The sequence below is a fragment of the Pandoraea sp. PE-S2T-3 genome (genome assembly GCF_002179965.1).
In the GTDB taxonomy this organism is placed as follows: Bacteria; Pseudomonadota; Gammaproteobacteria; order Burkholderiales; family Burkholderiaceae; genus Pandoraea.
Genome location: NZ_NGUQ01000035.1, coordinates 377,477 through 395,972 on the forward strand (window position 1 = coordinate 377,477; position 18,496 = coordinate 395,972).

General features: G+C 64.5%; 15 protein-coding genes. 1 reads left to right on the forward strand and 14 read right to left on the reverse strand.

All coding sequences use genetic code 11. The features are described from left to right. Position 1: 1 nt before the first annotated feature. The 7 genes from CDV46_RS22115 to alaS form a co-directional block, all read right to left on the reverse strand. A complete protein-coding gene (locus tag CDV46_RS22115) occupies positions 2–1,321 on the reverse strand; it encodes a HipA domain-containing protein (protein WP_087724995.1) in 1,320 nt (439 codons plus the stop codon). Continuing rightward, entirely contained in the window at positions 1,318–1,656 is a 339-nt protein-coding gene (locus CDV46_RS22120; RefSeq protein WP_087724997.1) for a helix-turn-helix domain-containing protein, read from the reverse strand. The genes CDV46_RS22115 and CDV46_RS22120 overlap by 4 nt, the downstream gene beginning before the upstream one ends. A 173-nt stretch (positions 1,657–1,829) precedes the next feature. Beyond that, positions 1,830–2,948, reverse strand: coding sequence for a threonine aldolase family protein (locus CDV46_RS22125; RefSeq protein WP_254916158.1), 1,119 nt, complete (start codon positions 2,946–2,948; stop codon positions 1,830–1,832). A 63-nt stretch (positions 2,949–3,011) separates the two neighbouring features. Then, entirely contained in the window at positions 3,012–3,224 is a 213-nt protein-coding gene (locus CDV46_RS22130; protein WP_254916163.1) for a 4-oxalocrotonate tautomerase, read from the reverse strand. 62 nt (positions 3,225–3,286) lie between these two features. Further along, positions 3,287–4,057: a class II aldolase/adducin family protein gene (locus CDV46_RS22135; protein WP_087724999.1), complete on the reverse strand. Its 771-nt coding sequence runs from the start codon at positions 4,055–4,057 to the stop codon at positions 3,287–3,289. A gap of 47 nt (positions 4,058–4,104) precedes the next feature. Next, a complete protein-coding gene (locus CDV46_RS22140) occupies positions 4,105–5,343 on the reverse strand; it encodes a YbfB/YjiJ family MFS transporter (RefSeq protein WP_087686854.1) in 1,239 nt (412 codons plus the stop codon). Positions 5,344–5,688: 345 nt separating this feature from the next. Further along, on the reverse strand, positions 5,689–8,313 hold the full coding sequence (gene alaS, locus CDV46_RS22145; protein WP_087725001.1) for an alanine--tRNA ligase: 2,625 nt from the start codon (positions 8,311–8,313) through the stop codon (positions 5,689–5,691). Positions 8,314–8,557: 244 nt separating this feature from the next. Between alaS and CDV46_RS22150 the strand changes: the two genes are divergently transcribed. Next, positions 8,558–9,781 carry a CaiB/BaiF CoA transferase family protein gene (locus CDV46_RS22150; RefSeq protein ID WP_087725003.1) on the forward strand — a complete coding sequence of 408 codons (1,224 nt, stop codon included), beginning with the start codon at positions 8,558–8,560 and terminating at the stop codon, positions 9,779–9,781. A gap of 125 nt (positions 9,782–9,906) precedes the next feature. Here the strand turns inward: CDV46_RS22150 and CDV46_RS22155 are convergent, their stop codons facing one another. The 7 genes from CDV46_RS22155 to CDV46_RS22185 are packed head-to-tail and all read right to left on the reverse strand — an operon-like array spanning position 9,907 to position 18,496. After that, positions 9,907–10,770, reverse strand: coding sequence for an isocitrate lyase/PEP mutase family protein (locus CDV46_RS22155; protein WP_087725005.1), 864 nt, complete (start codon positions 10,768–10,770; stop codon positions 9,907–9,909). After that, positions 10,767–12,209, reverse strand: coding sequence for an FAD-dependent oxidoreductase (locus CDV46_RS22160; protein ID WP_087725008.1), 1,443 nt, complete (start codon positions 12,207–12,209; stop codon positions 10,767–10,769). The genes CDV46_RS22155 and CDV46_RS22160 overlap by 4 nt, the downstream gene beginning before the upstream one ends. Next, positions 12,206–12,823 (reverse strand): cysteine hydrolase family protein, encoded by a 618-nt coding sequence (locus tag CDV46_RS22165; protein WP_087725010.1) that lies wholly within the window; start codon positions 12,821–12,823, stop codon positions 12,206–12,208. Before CDV46_RS22165 ends, CDV46_RS22160 begins: the two co-directional genes overlap by 4 nt. A 22-nt stretch (positions 12,824–12,845) precedes the next feature. Next, positions 12,846–14,915 (reverse strand): hydantoinase/oxoprolinase family protein, encoded by a 2,070-nt coding sequence (locus CDV46_RS22170; RefSeq protein ID WP_087686848.1) that lies wholly within the window; start codon positions 14,913–14,915, stop codon positions 12,846–12,848. Further along, positions 14,912–16,660, reverse strand: coding sequence for a hydantoinase B/oxoprolinase family protein (locus CDV46_RS22175; RefSeq protein WP_087725012.1), 1,749 nt, complete (start codon positions 16,658–16,660; stop codon positions 14,912–14,914). The genes CDV46_RS22170 and CDV46_RS22175 overlap by 4 nt, the downstream gene beginning before the upstream one ends. Beyond that, a complete protein-coding gene (locus CDV46_RS22180; protein ID WP_087686846.1) occupies positions 16,654–17,202 on the reverse strand; it encodes a LeuD/DmdB family oxidoreductase small subunit in 549 nt (182 codons plus the stop codon). The genes CDV46_RS22175 and CDV46_RS22180 overlap by 7 nt, the downstream gene beginning before the upstream one ends. A 22-nt stretch (positions 17,203–17,224) precedes the next feature. Beyond that, the gene (locus CDV46_RS22185; protein ID WP_087725014.1) at positions 17,225–18,496 is read right to left on the reverse strand and encodes a 3-isopropylmalate dehydratase large subunit; all 1,272 of its coding nucleotides are present in this window, start codon (positions 18,494–18,496) and stop codon (positions 17,225–17,227) included.

Below are 18,496 nucleotides of genomic sequence, written 5' to 3' on the forward strand. Positions count from 1 at the left end.
ATTAAGCGTCGAGACGCCGGATCGCCTCCTCAATCACGGTATGACGAATGGCGCGCAAGCAGCGCATTTCCCCACCAAACGTTGCAGCAAGTTCCGGGCGCTTCTCCATGATGGCGTCATTTTCCTTCGCCACGTCGGCCAACAGTTCGTCGGCCGCCACAGTCACGATACGTACCATTTCGCCCAGGTTGCGACGCGCCACGGCCTCGTTGATACCCAATGCCTTTCCGGCACCTAAGAGAATTTCGGGCGTAATTTGCGAGTAGCGTTGCACGCCGTCGATGGGGCGAGTGAACTCCACCAGGTCTGGCCATCTGCCGCGCGCGCTGTATGCCGGTGTTTCGTAGACGCTTTCGCTAAGAAGATCGTAATGCGGCGCAAGCGCTACGCCATCGTGCCCCACAAGAAAGCTCAAGTTCTTGAGATGACAGTCGCCATTTCCTACGATTACGCAGAATACGAGCCAACGATAAATGCGCAACCGGGCCAGCGCCGTCGTCCGACACGCATCGGCGAGCGCACTCAGGGCATCGACCGACCACGCCGAATACTTCATGCTCGCGGCGAGATTAAGCAGTTGACACCCGTCGATCGCGTGTCGGCGTCGCACTGAATTCTCTCCAATCACCCGATCGAAACGCTCAATCAGATAAACGGGTGCAGGTACGTAGCGCCGGTCGACTTGGGGAACATCCAGGCCGACGCGCTTGGCCAGCTTCATCACAAACCACTCGTTGATGACGGAGTGGGGATAGTCATCAACTTGGGGATGATTTGGCTTGAGAATATGCGTCGAGGCCGCTTGCCCCTCCGGCTCGAAGAGCTCGCCATCGCGCACGATCACAGCGAGCTTGTGTTGCGCGCCGGCGAGCGACATCTTTTTGGGTGCACCGTGCGTCAGGGGCAGCGTCGGAAGTTGGCGGATTCTCTCATTGAGTTCGGTGTCGGGTAGCGCTCGCATCCCGCTGCGGGTTTCCACCGGATCCTCTGGTGAGCAGAGCGTAAGCGATCCGGCCGACTCCCTGCCGTAGTATTCGAGCAGCCCGAATGCGTCACTGACGTCTGCGACCTTCGCATCCTTGGCAAGCAGGGTCCGCGCCGACTCCTCTGGCAGGAGATTGTCGAAATACCACTGTATCGGGCGAACCGTCGCACCATCGACCAACGCCGCCTCAGCAACCGGCATATGCGGACTCAGGGCAAAGTGTGCGGGATGACTACGCCAAGCGTCCGTGTATTCGAACGCCCACAAGCTCTGCCTCTCCCGTAACGTACCTATGCGTTGCTCGTCGATCCACACGGCCATCTCGCGCTCATTCATTTGCGCTCCTGGTCTCGGGACACCGACGCCTTGGACTCCGAATGCTTCAACCGCGTACGTCGGGCCTCTGCACGGCGATTCGCTTCGCCCACTTGCTTGCTGATCATTTCGTGCGTCGCTTCAGGAATATCGAATTCAACGCGCACACCAAGCCCGGTCAGAATCTGGAAAAGCTTGCCCCACTGTATCGTCTCCCCGCCTCGCTCAGCCTTCACCATGAATGACTCACTGACATCGAGCAGACCTGCCGCGTCGACTTGCCTGAGTTGCTGCGTCTTGCGGGCCGCACGGATGACACCACCGATTTGTGTCGCGTCTTCGATTTGATATCGCATGTCGCCGCTCCGAGAATGCACCATGAGATCGAGATAAAAACTACTTGATCGCACAGTTTAACGACTCACGATAGTCTTGTCAGATAAAAACTATACGATCGAACAGTATTTGATAAAAACGAGGCATATCTCACAAAAACTATTCGATCAACTAGTTTTACTGCCCAAAAAAATCACCCCGTCACACTCAGCACCCGAATATCGGCTGCCAGACGCTCCACCGTCTCCGCACGCGTATCCCATGCGCACATAAAGCGGCAACCGCCTGCGCCGATGAACGTGTAGAACTTCCACCCCTTGGCGCGCAGCGCTTCGATCACGTGCAGCGGCAACTCGGCAAACACCGCATTGGCCTGCGTCTCGAACATGATCGAGACCCCCGGCACGTCGCGAATCCGTTCGGCCAGCAACTGCGCCATCGCATTCGCATGCCGCGCGTTGCGCAACCAGACATCGTTTTCGAGCATGCCCAGCCACGGCGCGGAAATGAAGCGCATCTTCGACGCCAACTGCCCCGCCTGCTTCACGCGATAGGCGAAATCTTCCGCTAATGTGCGGTTGAAGAACACCACCGCTTCGCCGACCGGCAAGCCGTTCTTGGTGCCGCCAAAGCACAGCACGTCGACCCCGGCGCGCCACGTCACATCGCCCGGATGGCAGCCGAGCGTCGCGACAGCATTCGCGAATCGCGCACCGTCCATATGCACGCGCAGATTGCGTCGCTTGGCGACCGAGGCAATCGCCTTGACTTCATCGACCGAATACACCGTGCCGACTTCCGTGGCCTGCGTGAGCGTGACCACCTTGGGCTTCGGAAAGTGAATATCGGAACGGCGGCTGATCACCGACTCGACAGCATCCGGCGTGAGCTTGCCGTCGTTCTCGCGGCCGCGCGCGGTCAGCAGCTTGGCGCCGTTGGAGAAGAATTCCGGGCCACCGCACTCGTCCGTCTCGACGTGCGCCAGTTCATGGCAGATGACCGAGTGATACGACTGCGAGAGCGACGCCAGCGCCAGTGAATTGGCTGCCGTGCCGTTGAAGACGAAGAACACCTCGCAATCGGTATCGAACAGCGTGCGCACACCGTCGCAAACGCGCTGCGTCCATGTGTCGTCGCCGTAGGCGACTTCGTGACCGCTGGCATTGGCTTCGGTGAGATAGTGCAGCGCCTCCGGGCAGATGCCCGCGTAGTTATCCGAGGCAAAGTGTTGCGGCACGTCCTGCGCTGCGTGGGCTGCGGCAGGCGTTGCAGCGTTGGCGGAAAGTGAGGAATTGGCGGGGTGTTGCGACATGACGACCTCTTCAATACAACGGGGATCGCCGGTCGACCCCCGACCTTGGGCCTTGCGGCCGGCTTACTCGGGACGCGGGTCCGACCAGAGCGTGCCGCCCGTGGCCCAGTTCTCGCGTTTGGTGTCGGTAATGATGATATCGACCGACTCCGGCGTGCAACCGAGGGTCTCGACCGCGGCGGCGGTCACGGCCTTCACGAATGCGCGCTTTTGATCGACCGTACGGCCTTCGAACAACTCGACGTGAAACGTTGGCATTGCTATCTCTCTCCTGATGTTGTTGTCGTGACTCGCTCAGATCCGATGCGACTCGCTGCAACCGCTGCAATGCGATGCCATCAGTCTCGAAACGAGCTGTCCATTTTATCGAGTTTGCGCAGCAATGCGGGCCACTCCATCTCGCCTTCGATGGCACCGCCGTCTTCAAGTTGCACGGCCGTCTTGTCCTGCACCGCAGCGCTCGGCAGATAAGGCGGTGCACCGCCCACCAGCGCCTGCAACTGAATCTCGCATGCCTTAATCAACGTGGCCATCAACACGAAGGCTTCCGCGACCGTACGGCCAACCGTGAGCGTGCCGTGATTGCGCAGCAGCATCGCCGGATACGCGCCGAGCGACGCCACCAGACGCTCGCCCTCCGACGGCGAAAACGCCAGACCTTCGTAGTCGTGATAGCCGATCCGCTCATGAAAGCGCAGCGCGTGTTGCGAGATCGGCAGCAGACCATGCGGCTGAATCGAGACAGCGATGCCCGCCGTGTTGTGCAAATGCATGACGCAAACGGCGTCCGGACGCGCCGCATGCACCGCGCCGTGCAGCGCAAAGCCCGTCACGTTCACGGGATGCTCGCTGTCGCCGACAATATCGCCGTCCATCGTGATCTTCACGAGATTCGACGCCGTCACTTCATCGAACGCCAGTCCGAACGGATTGATCAGGAAGTGCCCGGGCTCGCCGGGCACCATGGCCGAGATATGGGTGTAGATGAGATCGTCCCAGCCGTGCATCGCCACGAGCCGGTAGCACGCTGCAAGGTCGACGCGCATGCGCTGCTCGGCGTCGCTCATGCCCGTGGCAGCCTTGCGGCCCGCCTGCAATGTAAATGCCATGTGAAATGCTCCTGCGCAATTTGAGAAGCGCCGCTCAAGAGGCGGACTCAGGGGGCGCGTTCGAGCGAGCGCCGCCAGTCCCAGACGAAGCCAACGGCACCCAGCGCGAGCACGGCAGTGGCGCATAACAGCGCCGCCGTGAAGCTGCCGGTCGTCTCGACCAGCGGTGCCGCCACCAGCGGCCCGACGATCTGCCCGATGCCATAGGATGCCGTCACAAGCCCGATCAGGCCATTGGCATTGTCCCCACGCAGCCGGCGGCATTCACGCACGGTATAGACCGTGATCGCGGTGAACGGCAAGCCCACGAGAACGCTCCCAAGCGCGAAACCCACGACGTTCGGCAACACGATCCCGATGCCCACGCCCAGCCCCTGCATGACGTAGCAGACGGCCAGCAACAGGCGGTTATCCCACGACACAGGGGCGCGCGCGCCGATGATCGCGCCGGGAATCACCATCAAGCCGAGCAGCGGGAAAAACAGATCGGGCCACGGCGAGCCGGGCAACGCGTGACGCGCAATCACCGGCAGAAACGTCGCGGTAATGATGTAGCCGAACCCGGCGAAGCTATAGAACACCGTAATCGGAATCACGTTCTCGCCGCTGCCGTGATTGACGGCATGCGGTGTCGCATGAGCGGGGGCATCGCCCTCTGGCTTGGCCACAGCCGGTGCATCGGCAACAAACGTGCGCCAGATCACCGCCAGCAATATCAGCGCGAGCACGCCGCACAGCAGCCAGCCGCCACGCGCCGGCCAACCGAATGCGCTGTTCAGATTGGCGAGCAAGCCGGTCACCACGATGCCCGCCCCCGGCCCCGCGAAGATCACGCCGCCCAGACTCGGCATGCGCAACTCGCCCAGCTTGCGAAAGCCCCATCCGGCCGAGAACACCATCGCCCACGCGCTCATCACGCCGGCCAGTGTGCGCACGATCGCCCACACCACGAACGACTCCAGCAGCCCCATGGCGAGTGTGAGCACAACGGTCGCGGCGAGGGCAAAACGAATCAGGAACGTCGGCGTGAAACGCAGCCACATGCACGAGAGTGCACCGATGAAATAACCCGCGTAATTGAGCGATGCGAGCCAACTGCCGTGCTGAATGTCCACGAGGTGCTCATGCAACATGAGCGGCAGCATCGGCGTGAAGGCGAAGCGGCCGATGCCCATCGCGATCGACAACGCGAGCATGCACGACAGCGCAATGCGCCAGGCCGCGCGTTCCGGCGACGGTTGATGCGACGAGGCAGGTCGGGCGGAATCGGCGAGTGTGGCTGACATGGCGTTGGCTAACCCGCGAACGGGCGGTATCAGGGAGGCTCGGGGAAGCTTGGAAAGGTGCGGCGCAGTCGGTCAGGCCATCTAGTCCGAAACGCGCGCAACCACCGCACGCAGACTCACGTCGACGCGCACCATCGTGGCGAATACTTTACATGGAAAACATCACGGAAAGCGATTGTTCCCCTAAGGCATCAGGGGCAATCGGTGCGCCATCGACACACCCATGCAAAACGCGCGCCGAAGCGCGCGTTTGCGAGAACACCCTGCGGGGCAAATGACGGCCGGGGCATGCGAGGCGGCAACCGTACTGCCAGTGCCGCCGCACGCCTCGATGTCACACCGGCATTACAGCTTGCCGGCCACCCAGCCCTGCACGCCGGCGAGCGCCTGCGGCAGTTGCGACGGGTCGGTACCGCCCGCCTGTGCCATGTCGGGACGGCCACCGCCCTTGCCGCCCACCTGCTGGGCCACAAAGTTGACCAGCTCGCCCGCCTTGACCTTGCCCGTGGCATCCGCCGTCACGCCCGCGATCAGGCTGACCTTGCCGCCTTCGACGGCGGCCAGCACGATGGCCGCGCTCTTAAGCTTGTCCTTGAGCTTGTCCATCGTCTCGCGCAGCGTCTTGACGTCGGCGCCTTCGAGTTGCGCGGCCAGCACCTTCAGGCCATTGACGTCCACGGCCTGCTCGGCCAGTTCGTCGCCTTGGCTCGATGCGAGCTTCGACTTGAGCGCGGCCAGTTCCTTCTCGAGCGACTTGACCTGTTCCTGCACCTGCGCGATACGCGGCGTCAGTTCTGCGGGCTGCGTCTTGAGGGCCGCAGCAGCTTCATTCACCTGATCGTCGAGCTTCTGCACGAAGCGCACCGAGTTGTCGCCGGTGATCGCTTCCACGCGACGGATACCGGCGGCAACACCGCCTTCCATCACGATCTTGAACAGACCGATATCGCCCGTACGTGCCACGTGCGTACCACCGCACAGTTCGCGCGACGAACCGATGTCGAGTACGCGCACTTCGTCGCCGTACTTCTCGCCGAACAGGGCCATCGCACCGCCCTTGACCGCGTCGTCGAACGACATCAGCGCCGCCTGCACCGGCGCATTGGCCAGCACTTCCGCATTGACGATGTCTTCCACACGGCGAATGTCGTCAGCGGTCATCGCTGCGTTGTGGGCGAAGTCGAAACGCGTCTTGTCGGCATCGACCAGCGAGCCCTTCTGTTGCACGTGGCCGCCGAGCACTTCACGCAGGGCCTTGTGCATCAGGTGAGTGGCCGAGTGGTTGCGCACGGTGCGCGCGCGGCGCACGGCGTCGACTTGCGCCGTCACCGTTTCGCCCACCGTCAACTCGCCCGATTCGAGCTTGCCGTAGTGACCGAACACGTCGGCCTGAATCTTCTGCGTGTCAGACACACCGAAACGCGCACCGGCCGTGGTGATCAACCCTTGATCGCCCACCTGACCGCCCGACTCGGCGTAGAACGGCGTGGTATCGAGCACCACGATGCCCTGCTGGCCGGCCTTGAGCGAGGTCACGCTCGTGCCGTCGACATACAGTGCCGTGACCTTCGCGCCTTCGATCGCGAGGCGGTCGTAACCCTGGAAACGCGTCTTGTCGCCGTCGTACTCCAGCGCCGTGGCCATCTTGAACTTGCCGGCCGCGCGGGCCTGCTCGCGCTGACGCGCCATGGCGGCGTCAAAGGCAGCCTCGTCGACCGTGATGCTGCGCTCGCGGCAGACGTCTGCCGTCAGGTCGAGCGGGAAGCCGTACGTGTCGTGCAGCTTGAACGCGAGTTCGCCGTCGAGCGTCGTCACGCCGCGCTTGGCCAGATCGGCCAGCGCGCCTTCGAGAATCTCCATGCCGTTCTCGATGGTTTCGCCAAAGCGCTCTTCTTCCTGCTTGAGCACGTCGGTCACGCGCTGCTGTGCCTGCGCCAGTTCCGGATAGGCCACGCCCATCTCGGCCACCAGATCCGGCACCAGCTTGTAGAAGAACGGTTGTTTGCGGCCAAGCTTGTAGCCGTGACGAATGGCGCGCCGGATGATACGGCGCAGCACGTAGCCGCGGCCTTCATTGCCCGGAATCACGCCGTCGACGATCAGGAACGAGCACGCGCGGATGTGATCGGCGATCACCTTGAGCGAGTTGGCGCTCAGGTCGGTCACGCCGGTCTCGCGGCCAGCGGCCTTGATCAGGTGCTGGAACAGATCGATTTCGTAGTTGCTGTGCACGTGTTGCAGCACAGCGGCGATGCGCTCCAGCCCCATGCCGGTGTCAACGCACGGCTTGGGCAGTGGCGTCATGTTGCCCTGCTCGTCGCGGTTGAACTGCATGAACACGAGATTCCAGATCTCGATGTAGCGGTCGCCGTCTTCTTCCGGCGATCCCGGCGGGCCACCCCACACGTCGGCGCCGTGGTCGAAAAAGATTTCCGAGCACGGACCGCACGGGCCGGTGTCGGCCATCTGCCAGAAGTTGTCCGACGCGTAGCGCGCGCCCTTGTTGTCGCCGATGCGGATGATGCGCTCGGTCGGCACGCCGACTTCCTTCGCCCAGATGTCGTAGGCTTCGTCGTCTTCCTGATAGACGGTGACCCAGAGCTTGTCCTTGGGAAGCTGGTAGACCGTGGTCAGCAGTTCCCATGCGTACTGGATCGCTTCACGCTTGAAGTAGTCGCCGAACGAGAAGTTGCCCAGCATCTCGAAGAACGTATGGTGACGGGCGGTGTAGCCCACGTTCTCCAGATCGTTGTGCTTGCCGCCGGCGCGCACGCTGCGCTGTGCCGTGGTCGCTCGCTTGTAGGGGCGCGTCTCAAGCCCGAGGAAGACGTCCTTGAACTGCACCATGCCGGAGTTCGTGAACAGCAGCGTGGGGTCATTGGACGGCACGAGGCTCGACGAGCGCACGATCGTGTGGCCCTTCGACTCGAAGAAGTTAAGAAATTTTTCCCGAATGTCTGCGACTTTCATAGCGTGCTTGAGAGCGTGGGGGCCGGGCTGGCTGCGCCTGGCGGGATATTTTGCAAACTTTTGATTATACGGGAAATCGGCACCCACACAGCGTCGGCGCGCCAACCGCAGTGCGAAACGGCGCTGGTCAGACGCCGAGACTCCGCCATAGACTCTTCGCCACAAGTTCCGCATTGCAAAACAATGTTTCGCACATGACGTGCAACGCCGTCACCGCGCGAAGCGATCAAGGAGAGAGATAACGATGGGCGCGCTGAGTCATATCCGGGTGCTGGACCTTTCACGTGTGCTGGCCGGTCCATGGGCCACGCAGAATCTGGCCGATCTGGGCGCGGACGTGATCAAGGTCGAGCGTCCCGGCGTGGGCGACGACACACGCAGTTGGGGGCCGCCCTACCAGCGCGATGCCGACGGCCACGATACCGCCGAGGCCGCCTACTACCTCGCGGCAAACCGCAACAAGCGCTCGCTCACGCTGGATATCTCGCGCCCTGAGGGGCAGGCCATCGTCCGTGCGCTCGCCGCGCAAAGCGATGTCGTCGTCGAGAACTACAAGGTGGGCCAGCTCGCGAAGTACGGTCTGGACTACGCCTCGCTCAAGGCCGTCAAACCCGATCTCGTCTACTGCTCGGTTACCGGCTTCGGCCAGAATGGCCCGCACGCCTCACGCGCCGGCTACGACTTCATCATTCAGGGGATTGGCGGCTTCATGAGCATCACGGGCGAGCGTGACGGCTTGCCCGGCGGTGGCCCGCAAAAGGCCGGCGTAGCGATTGCCGATCTGATGACCGGCATGTACGCGAGTCTGGCGATCATGGCCGCCCTCACCCATCGCGACCGCACCGGCGTGGGCCAGTACATTGACATGGCGCTGCTCGACACGCAGGTCGCCATGCTCGCCAACATGAACACCAACTATCTCGCCAGTGAAAAGGCGCCGGTACGTTGGGGCAACGCGCATCCGAACATCGTGCCTTATCAAACCTTCCAGACGGGCGACGACGGCTGGATCATCGTCGCCGTGGGCAACGACGGCCAGTTCCGCAAGTTCGTGGAAGCCGGTGAAGAAGCCGCGCTCGCGGACGACGCGCGCTTTGCCGCGAATCCGTCGCGCGTGCGCCATCGTGAAGTGCTGGTGCCGATCCTCGTCGAGATGGTGCGCAAGTTCAGCAAGGACGTGTGGATCGACAAGCTCGAAGCCGCAGGCGTGCCGTGCGGCCCGATCAACACGCTGCCGGAAGTGTTTGCCCACCCGCAAGTGGTCGCACGGGAAATGGCCATCGAATTGCCGCATCCGTCAGGCGGCGTCGCGCGCCTCGTGGCCAGCCCGATGAAGATGAGCGAAACCCCGCCGGTCGCACGCACGGCACCGCCCACGCTCGGCCAGCACAGCGACGACATTCTGCGTGAACGGCTGGGCTTCGACGAAGCGAAGATCGCGGCGCTGCGCGAGACTGGCATCGTCTGACACGAAAAAGGCCCGTCGCGAAGCCATCCGCGACGGGCTCACCTACCAGCGCGACCCACGTCACGCGCCGATGCTTTCGGTGCCGTGCCCGCCGCCCTACTGGGCGGGCACCTCACGCATCTTGCTTACTCGTACTGCTTCCCTTCTGCCAGCAATTCCGGCGTGCCGATGACGGCATTGAGTCCGTCGAAATCGAGCATGCGTTCGCGCCATGCGGCCGTCGTGCCTTGCGTGTGCAAATTGGCGTAGTAACCCCGCAACGTGTGCGCCACGGCACGCGCCGTGCCACCCGGGAAGATGACGATACGAAAGCCGATGTCGGCCAGCGCCTGCGCACTTTGCACCGGCGTTTTGCCGCCCTCCACCATATTGGCGAGCAATGGCACACGGCCCGCAAATCGCTCGCATGCCGCCACCATCTGTTCCGTCGTGCGCAGCGCCTCGATGAACAACGCGTCCGCACCGGCTTCCAGATACTGTTCCGCACGATCGAGCGCGGCGTCGAGACCTTCAACCGCGACCGCATCGGTGCGCGCCAGAATGAGCGTACGGGCGTCGTGACGTGCATCAACGGCCGCGCGTACCTTGCCCGTCATTTCCTGCAAGCTCACCACGCCCTTGCCGTCGAGATGCCCGCAACGCTTCGGAAACGTCTGATCTTCCAGTTGGATCATCGCCGCACCCGCGCGCTCGAACCCGCGCACGGTGCGCTTGACGTTGAGCGCATTGCCGAAGCCCGTATCCGCGTCGACGATCACCGGCACCGACACACGCTCTGCGATTCGCGCGAGGGTGTCCTCCACCTCCGGATAGGTCGTCAGTCCGATGTCCGATCGGCCAAGCCGGGTATAGGCGATCGACGCACCGGAGAGGTAAAGCGCTTCGAAGCCCGCTTGTTCGGCGATCAGCGCCGACAATGCATCGTAGACACCCGGCGCGAGCAGCACACCCTCGCCGAGCCGGTGTTTGAGAGATGACGACAACGTCATTCGGAAATCTCCTTTGATTGGGTGGCGAGTGCCGACGCTGAAGCGCCGGACAACGCATCGATGGCAGTCTTCGCCGCCAGATAACCGCCCGCGACGGCCGAGAGCAGTCCATTGCCCGACAAGTAGCCCCACACGGCATTGCCCGACACCCCACGTGCCGCCCCACCGGCGGCAAGCAAGTTCGGAAACGGTTTGCCGTCCGGGTGCAACACGCGACAGTGGGCGTCGATATCGAGGCCGCCCTGCGTGTGGAACAGCGCACCGGTGACCTTGACGGCGTAATACGGTGCACTCAACGTACGGGCAAACCGGCGTCCGTCATCTGCCGTGCCCCCCGGGACAATCTCGTTCAGCGTCGTGCGCAGCGTCTGCGCGTCGCACCCGATGACCGCGGCAAGCGCATCGATATCGCCGCAGGTCTTGAGCGCCCCCGCCGCTTCGGCCTCTTGAAAATCGGGAAACGTGCGCGCCAGCGCGAGCGTCTGCGCGTCGAACACGTTCCATGCGACGCCGCCGGGCTGCGCCAGCACATTCACCGCAGCTTCGGAATAGCCATGCGTCTCGTCGTGAAAGCGCTTGCCGTCGCGATTGATTTGCACGCCGCCGTCCATGATGACGGCCCACGAAATCAGCACACCGTGCGGCGTCGCCCACGAGCCGTGTCCCTGATAACCACCGAGATCAGCCTGTGCCGCCCCCAGCGCTTGCCCCCAAAGCAGCGCGCTGCCGTCGTTGCCTTCGTGACCGCCGTAGACCGCCTGCGCCATCTCAGGCAACCACTCGGCCCTGAGCGTGGCATTCCCGCCGAAGCCGTTACAGGCGAGCAGCAGCATGTCGCAGCCCAGATACTCCATCGCTCCGTCGGGCCGCACGCCACCCACGGCGCTCACGCGGCCGTCGTCATCGATCCAGAGTTCGCGCACGACAGTTCGCGTCAGCACAGGTGCATCCGTCGCCTGCACGGCGCGCTCGAGCGCCGCCATCAGCGCAGCCCCGGTGCGCTCAGGCAAGCTGTGCATGCGGCGCACGCTATGTCCCGGATACAGAAACCCATCGAGAATCTCGAACGTCAGACCGTGGCGCGCCAACGCGTCCATGGCCGGCCCGGACGCCCGCGCATACGCATCCACCAGATGGGCGGCCGCCGTGCCCTCGGTCTTGCGCAAGATGTCGTGTGCGAACTGCGCCGGGCTATCGTCGATACCTGCCGCCTGCTGCACCTCACTGCCAGCGGCCGGGATGAAACCTGACGACAGCGCCGTCGACCCGCTCGGCACCGCGTCACGCTCCAGCAGCACACAGTCGATGCCAGCGTCCTGCAAGACCAGCGCGGCGGTCAGCCCGCAAGCCCCCGCGCCTACGATCACCACGCTCAGTTGCGGCAAATCGTCGACGGGCGGACGCCCCTTGCGAATCACCGGGGCAAGCGGCGCGCTCATGCCGTAATCCGGCCGGCGAAGGCCTCGCAGGTCACGATCTCACCGACCGTGCGCAGGTCGGCCAGTGCCGCGTCATGTGCCACCGGCGTGGGCGCGGCACAGCCGTCCGAGAGCACCAGCACACGGTAGTCGCGCATGTGGGCATCGCGCGCAGTGCTGGCCACGCCGCCATTGGTCACAATGCCGCACACGGCCACCGTTTCGATGCCCGCGCGTCGCAGCACCCAGTCGAGTTGCGTGTTGAAGAACGCCGAATACGCGACCTTCCACACCGAGACATCCACGTGTTCCGCGAGCGACGCCACCGTCGCATGCCCATCCGAGCCGGCCACAAAATCACCGCGCCGCAGAAACGGCCGCAATTGCTTCAGGTGCGGCGAAATCATCGGCTCGCCCTGTGCATCCGGCCAGAGCGTGAACTGGCTCGCCGCAACAAAACCGCCTGCCGCCTTGAGCGAGCGGGCAATCGGCGCAATGCGCGCCGGCAGCGCCTGCGCTTGCGGCGTTGCCGCGCCGCCCCGGTCATAAGCCCCGCCGAGGGTAATAAAGTCGTTTTGCAAATCCACGATGACGAGCGCCGTGCGCGCCGCATCGAGCACGTTAGTCTGGCTCATGACATGACTCCCGGGAGGCAGTTCACGCGTCGCGCGTGATGAGGAGGTTGCCCAGCGCATCCACGCGCCCGGAGAACCCCGGTTCGAGCCAGATCGTCGTGTCCGACTGCTCGAGAATCGCGGGACCGGCAACGCTCGCGCCGACCGGCAGATCGAGCCGCGCAAACCGTACGGCATCCCACCACTGCCCGGCGTGATACACCCGCTGCGTGCCGAGCGATGACGGCATCTCGGTGGCTTGTGGTGCGAGCACACCGAGATCGAACTTCGGACGCACGCCGATGCGGGCATAACGCAGATTCATGATGCGCACGGCAATCCCGTCGAGCGCGCGGCCGAACGCTTCGCGATACGCCGTCTCGAATGCCTGCGCGATGCCTTCGCGGTGCAGCGCCTCACGCGCCACCGGCACGCGCACCGTGTGGCTTTGGCCCACGTAGAGCATGTCGAGTTCGATGACTTCCTTGACCGCATCGAAACGCACTCCCGCCGAATCGAGACGTTGCTGACACGCGACCTGCAACGCCTCGACGCGGGCGACGAGATCGTCGGTGTCGAGCGCGGCGAGCGGCTTGTTGAGCGTCTGTACGCTGTCGTGGCGCATGTCGGCGATCACACAGCCCAGTGCCGAGGTCACCCCCGGATAGCGCGGCACGATGCCGGTGGTCGTCCCGACTTCGCGCATCATCGCGCACACGTGCAGCGCACCACCGCCGCCGAACGGCATATACGCGAACTGACGCGGATCGTGACCGCGCTCGATGGACACCAGACGAATCGCCCCGGCCATCTTGGCGTTGGCGACCGTGAGAATGGCTTCGGCGGCGGCGTAGACATCGAGCCCGAGCGGCTCGGCCACGTGCTTGCCGATGGCCTGCGCCGAGAGATCGCTATCGAGCTTGCCCAGCAGACCGCCACCGAGCGGCCGGTCGGCGGCGATACGTCCAAGCAGCACATTGGCGTCGGTCACCGTCGGGCGAAGATTGCCGTGCCCGTAACACGCGGGCCCCGGAATACTGCCAGCCGATTCCGGCCCCACCTGAAGCAGGCCACCGGCATCGACCGAGGCAATCGATCCGCCCCCGGCGCCAATCGTTTCGATCTGAATCATCGGCGAGCGCACCACCATGCCGAATTCGATGGACGTCTGGGCCGAGAGCGACGCCTCGCCGCCCGCCACCAGCGAGACATCGAACGACGTACCGCCCATGTCGCCCGTCACGGCATTCGGGAAGCCTGCTGCGCGCGCAATGGCCGCGCAGGCGATCACCCCGGCCGCCGGCCCGGAAAGTGCTGTGCGCACCGGCACATCGCTTGCTGTCTCACGCGACATGATCCCGCCATTGCTCTGCACGACCAGCAACTCGCCCTCAAAACCTTGCGCTTTCAGATCGCGCGCCAGACGCGTCAGATAGCCGCCGACCACCGGTTGCAGCGACGCGTTGAGGGTTGCCGTCGAGCAGCGTTCGAATTCGCGAATTTCCGGCAGCACTTCCGTGGCCGCCGTCACATTCCCGTTGGGCCAGAGTGCGCGCACCGCCGCCACTGCGCGTTGCTCGTTGACCGGGTTGGCGTATGCATTGACGAAGAACACGCACACGGCCTCGCAGCCGGCTTCGAGCAGCGCACGCGCGGCCGCTTCCACCTGCGCGATATCGACATCGGTGTGAACTGTGCCGTCGGCCAACACGCGCTCATCGACCTCCAGACGCAGATCGCGCGGCACGATGGGCGTGAAATTGCCGCGCAGCCCCCACGTTGCCGGCCGGTCGCGGCGGCGCATTTCCAGCACGTCGCGAAAGCCCGTCGTGGTGATGATGCCGGTACGCGCCACCTTGCGCTCCAGCAGTGCGTTGGTGCCCACCGTCGTGCCGTGCACGATGGTGGCAATCGCTGCCGCCCCGCCGCGCCCGGCAGATTCGACACGTTCGATACCGTTCATGAAGCCGCGCGCCTCTTCGCCACGCGTCGACGGCACCTTCACGATGCGCGCCACGCCGGCCGCTTCGTCGAGCACGAACAGATCGGTAAACGTCCCGCCGACGTCGACACCGACGACCAGCGAGGGGTTCGGGTTGGCTGCTGCGCTCATGCCTGTTGCTCCTTCGTTGCTTTGGCGTCGACGACCGTGCTCTCGCCCGCCGCCGTCACTGCTTTCGTCACTGCTTTCGTCACCGCTTTGGTCACCGCGTTGGTCACATACCCCATCGCCCGATCGTGCGCACGCGCGCCTGCATCGCGCCGCGCCGGATCGCCATACCCGCCCCCGCCCGGCGTCTCAAGACGCACGCGCTCGCCGCGCGCGAGCTTGATGCCGAGCATCTTCGAGGCCATCGGCGGCGTATGCCACTCGCCTTCGTTCTGATATTGGAAGACGTTAGGCACCGACGCCTCGCCACCCGCGATGCCTTGTGGTGCCGAGCGTCCACGCTCGCCGAAGACAAACGCTTCGGCACTGTCTTCCAGCAATTCGATTTCGTAGATAGCCCCGAGCCCGCCGCGATGCTCACCGTCACCGGCCGAGTCCGGACGCAGCGCCCATTGCGTGAAGCGCACCGGATACGCTGCCTCGAGAATCTCGACCGGCGGAATCGTGGCGGTCGAAATCGGCGCGTTGCCGTGCGAGAGACCGTCACCATCGCAATGCCCGCCGTGGCCGCCGCCGAAGAAGCTGAACATCACCCAGCGCTGGCCTTTGCGCTCGGCGTCCGTGCGATAGCCCGCAATCGACAGGGCGTTGATCGTGCCGTAGGCCTGCGCCATCGCCCGCTCGGGGGCGGCTTGCGCCATCGCGCAGAAGATCACGTCGATCATGCGCAGAATGGTTTCGGTGTAGCCACCGACCGGACGCGGCCGCTGCGCCGAGATCAGCAGCCCTTCGGGCAGTTCGAACTTCACGGCATCGAGCACGCCCGCATTGGCCGGGACATCAGGGAACAGATGTTTGAGCGCGACGTAACACGCCGCAATGGCCGTGGCGCGCGAGATATTCACGGGCCCCATGCAAGCCGGCGACGTGCCGGTGAAGTCCAGCGTCAGCGTGTCGCCCGCCACACGCATGCGTAGCGCGATGGTCAGCGGCTCGTCGCGTACGCCGTCGTTGTCGAGCGTGTCGTGATAGGTATATTCGCCATCGGGCAGCGCCGCGACATGCGCGCGCATGAGTTTCACCGCCCGCTCGCGCAGTTGCACCAGCGCGTCCTGCACCGTGCCGTCGCCGTACTCGTCGAGCAGGTTGGCCAGCCGTCGTGCGCCGAGCTCCAGCGCCGCCAGTTGCCCGTTCAAATCGCCCCAAAGGCTATCGGGCAAGCGGGTGTTGGCCTTGAGAATCGCGAGCACATCGGCGTCGAGTTCACCGCGTCGCAGGATGCGTACCGGCGGAATCTGCACGGCCTCTTGCCAGCACTCGGTGGCCGCCGGGTTGTAGTTGCCCGGCACCGCACCGCCTACGTCGTGCCAATGGGCGGCAGACGCGAGAAAGCAATACAACTTGCCATTGCGAAACACGGGGCGCACGAGCTTGAAGTCGTTGGCATGCGTGCCGCCTTCGTACGGATCGTTGAAGAGCCACACGTCGCCGTCCACCATGCCGCCGCGCTCGGCCGCAGCGCGCGCCGCCGCCTGCACGGCGAAGGCCATCGCACCGACGAAAACCGGCAGGCCCGACTTGCCTTGCACGAGCGTGGCACCGGTCGCCGCGTCGTAGATGCCGTGGCAGGCGTCGTGCGCCTCGGCAATGATCGGGTTGAAGGCACTGCGGTAGAGCGTCGCGTCCATTTCGTCGGCGATCTGCTCCAGCCGGCCCTTGAGGACCGCCAGGGTGACGGGATCTAGCATGAAGAAGCTCCGTTAGGTGTCGCGTGAGATGTCGAACTGCGCCGCTTGAGCAGATTGAGCAGGCCGCCCGCCTCGACCATGTCGAGCAGGAAGCCGGGCACGTTCTCGCAAGCGAGCCGGCTGCCGTCGGCGCGTTCGATAAAACCATCGCGCGGTGCCAGCCGCAGGGTCTCGCCCTCGGCAATGCACTGCGCGTCGGCGCAGGTCAGCAGCAACAGCCCCACATTGAAGGCGTTGCGAAAATAGAGTCCGTTGAACGACGGTGCGATCACGGCACGCACGCCCAGATGCACCAGCGCAGCGGCGGCCTGTTCGCGCGACGAGCCGATGCCGAAATTCGGCCCGGCCACCAGCACGTCGCCCGGTCTGACTTGCGCGGCAAATTCAGGGCGTACGCGATGCAGGCAATGGCGAGCGATCTCGTCGATGCCGAATTTCATGTAGGCGCCCGGGGCAAGCGCATCGGTGTCGATGTCGGCCCCCACCACCCAGGTGCGGTGGCCGGGAGCGAGTGCGTCGGTAGAAGACGTTGGCAATGTCATGAGTGGCGTTGAAAGAACGGGTTCAGGCGAGAAGGTCGCGCGGATCGGCAATGCGGCCCGTGAGCGCGGCAGCGGCCACCGCGTAGGGCGAACCGAGATAGACCTGTGCGGTCTCCGCGCCCATGCGGCCCTTGAAGTTGCGCGCCGTGCTCGACATCACCGTTGCCCCTTCGGGAATCGAGCCGCCATAGCCCGCGCAAGCGCCGCAGGTATTGGCGAGCACCTGTGCGCCAGCCGCCACCAGCACGTCCATCACGCCCTCGCGCGCGGCCTGCGCCTGATCGCGCGCGGAGGCCGGTGCGACGACGAAGCGCATGCCCTCGGCCACGCGGCGGCCCTTGAGCACGCGCGCGGCCGCCCGCAAATCTTCGAGCTTCGCGCCAGTGCATGCGCCCAGATAGGCCACGTCCACGGGGATGTCGGCAAAGGCATCGATCGCGCGCGTGTTCGCCGGGCTGTGCGGCGCGGCGACTTGCGGCGCCAACGTATTGGCGTCGAACGTGTGCACTTCGGCCACCGCGTCCACATCGCTTTGCCAGCGCGCGATGTCAATGGCGTCGATGCCATCGGTGACACCAACCGAGCGCAGATACTCGACGGTCGTCGCATCCGGCGCGACCAATCCCACCTGCGAGCCCAGCTCGGCACTCATGTTCGAGAGCGTCATGCGCTCCTGCATCGACAGCGCGCGCACGGCTTCGCCACAAAACTCGATCGCCTGATAGCGTCCGCCGTTCATGCCGAAGCAGCCGATCATGTGCAGCATCATGTCTTTGGCCGTCACACCGTCGGCCAGACGGCCGTCCCAGCGCATCTGGATCGTCGTGGGCACCTTCACCCAGATTTCGCCGGACACCGCCACGCCCAGCATCTCCGTGCTGCCGATGCCGAACATGTAGGCACCGAACGCACCGCCCGTCGGCGAGTGCGAATCGCCGCCCACGCAGAACATGCCGGGGCGAAGGTGTCCGTGCTCGGGCACGACCACGTGACAAATACCGACCGAGTCGTAGACGTTGGGCAACGCCTGTGCCTGCGCCCAATCGCGGGCGATGCGCACGATGCGGCGCGATTCGTCGTCCGATTCGGGCACGTAATGGTCGATCACCAGCACGACCTTCGACTTGTCCCACAATTGCGCGCCGAGCGATTCGAGCATCGGTTGCAGACGGCGCGGGCCGCTGGAGTCGTGAAACATCGCGAGATCGACCCGGCAGGTCACGATCTCGCCCACCGCTACCTCGGCGCGCCCGCAGGCGGCGGCCAGCAGCTTTTGCGTCAGAGTTTGAGCCAC

Coding starts and splice junctions, on each gene's coding strand:
- CDV46_RS22140 (WP_087686854.1), bottom strand. CDS start 5,343: ATGTCAGCCACACTCGCCGATTCCGCCCGACCTGCCTCGTCGCATCAA.
- CDV46_RS22165 (WP_087725010.1), bottom strand. CDS start 12,823: ATGAGCCAGACTAACGTGCTCGATGCGGCGCGCACGGCGCTCGTCATC.
- CDV46_RS22175 (WP_087725012.1), bottom strand. CDS start 16,660: ATGCTAGATCCCGTCACCCTGGCGGTCCTCAAGGGCCGGCTGGAGCAG.
- CDV46_RS22125 (WP_254916158.1), bottom strand. CDS start 2,948: ATGTCGCAACACCCCGCCAATTCCTCACTTTCCGCCAACGCTGCAACG.
- alaS (WP_087725001.1), bottom strand. CDS start 8,313: ATGAAAGTCGCAGACATTCGGGAAAAATTTCTTAACTTCTTCGAGTCG.
- CDV46_RS22120 (WP_087724997.1), bottom strand. CDS start 1,656: ATGCGATATCAAATCGAAGACGCGACACAAATCGGTGGTGTCATCCGT.
- CDV46_RS22170 (WP_087686848.1), bottom strand. CDS start 14,915: ATGAGCGCAGCAGCCAACCCGAACCCCTCGCTGGTCGTCGGTGTCGAC.
- CDV46_RS22160 (WP_087725008.1), bottom strand. CDS start 12,209: ATGAGCGCGCCGCTTGCCCCGGTGATTCGCAAGGGGCGTCCGCCCGTC.
- CDV46_RS22150 (WP_087725003.1), top strand. CDS start 8,558: ATGGGCGCGCTGAGTCATATCCGGGTGCTGGACCTTTCACGTGTGCTG.
- CDV46_RS22115 (WP_087724995.1), bottom strand. CDS start 1,321: ATGAATGAGCGCGAGATGGCCGTGTGGATCGACGAGCAACGCATAGGT.
- CDV46_RS22180 (WP_087686846.1), bottom strand. CDS start 17,202: ATGACATTGCCAACGTCTTCTACCGACGCACTCGCTCCCGGCCACCGC.
- CDV46_RS22135 (WP_087724999.1), bottom strand. CDS start 4,057: ATGGCATTTACATTGCAGGCGGGCCGCAAGGCTGCCACGGGCATGAGC.
- CDV46_RS22155 (WP_087725005.1), bottom strand. CDS start 10,770: ATGACGTTGTCGTCATCTCTCAAACACCGGCTCGGCGAGGGTGTGCTG.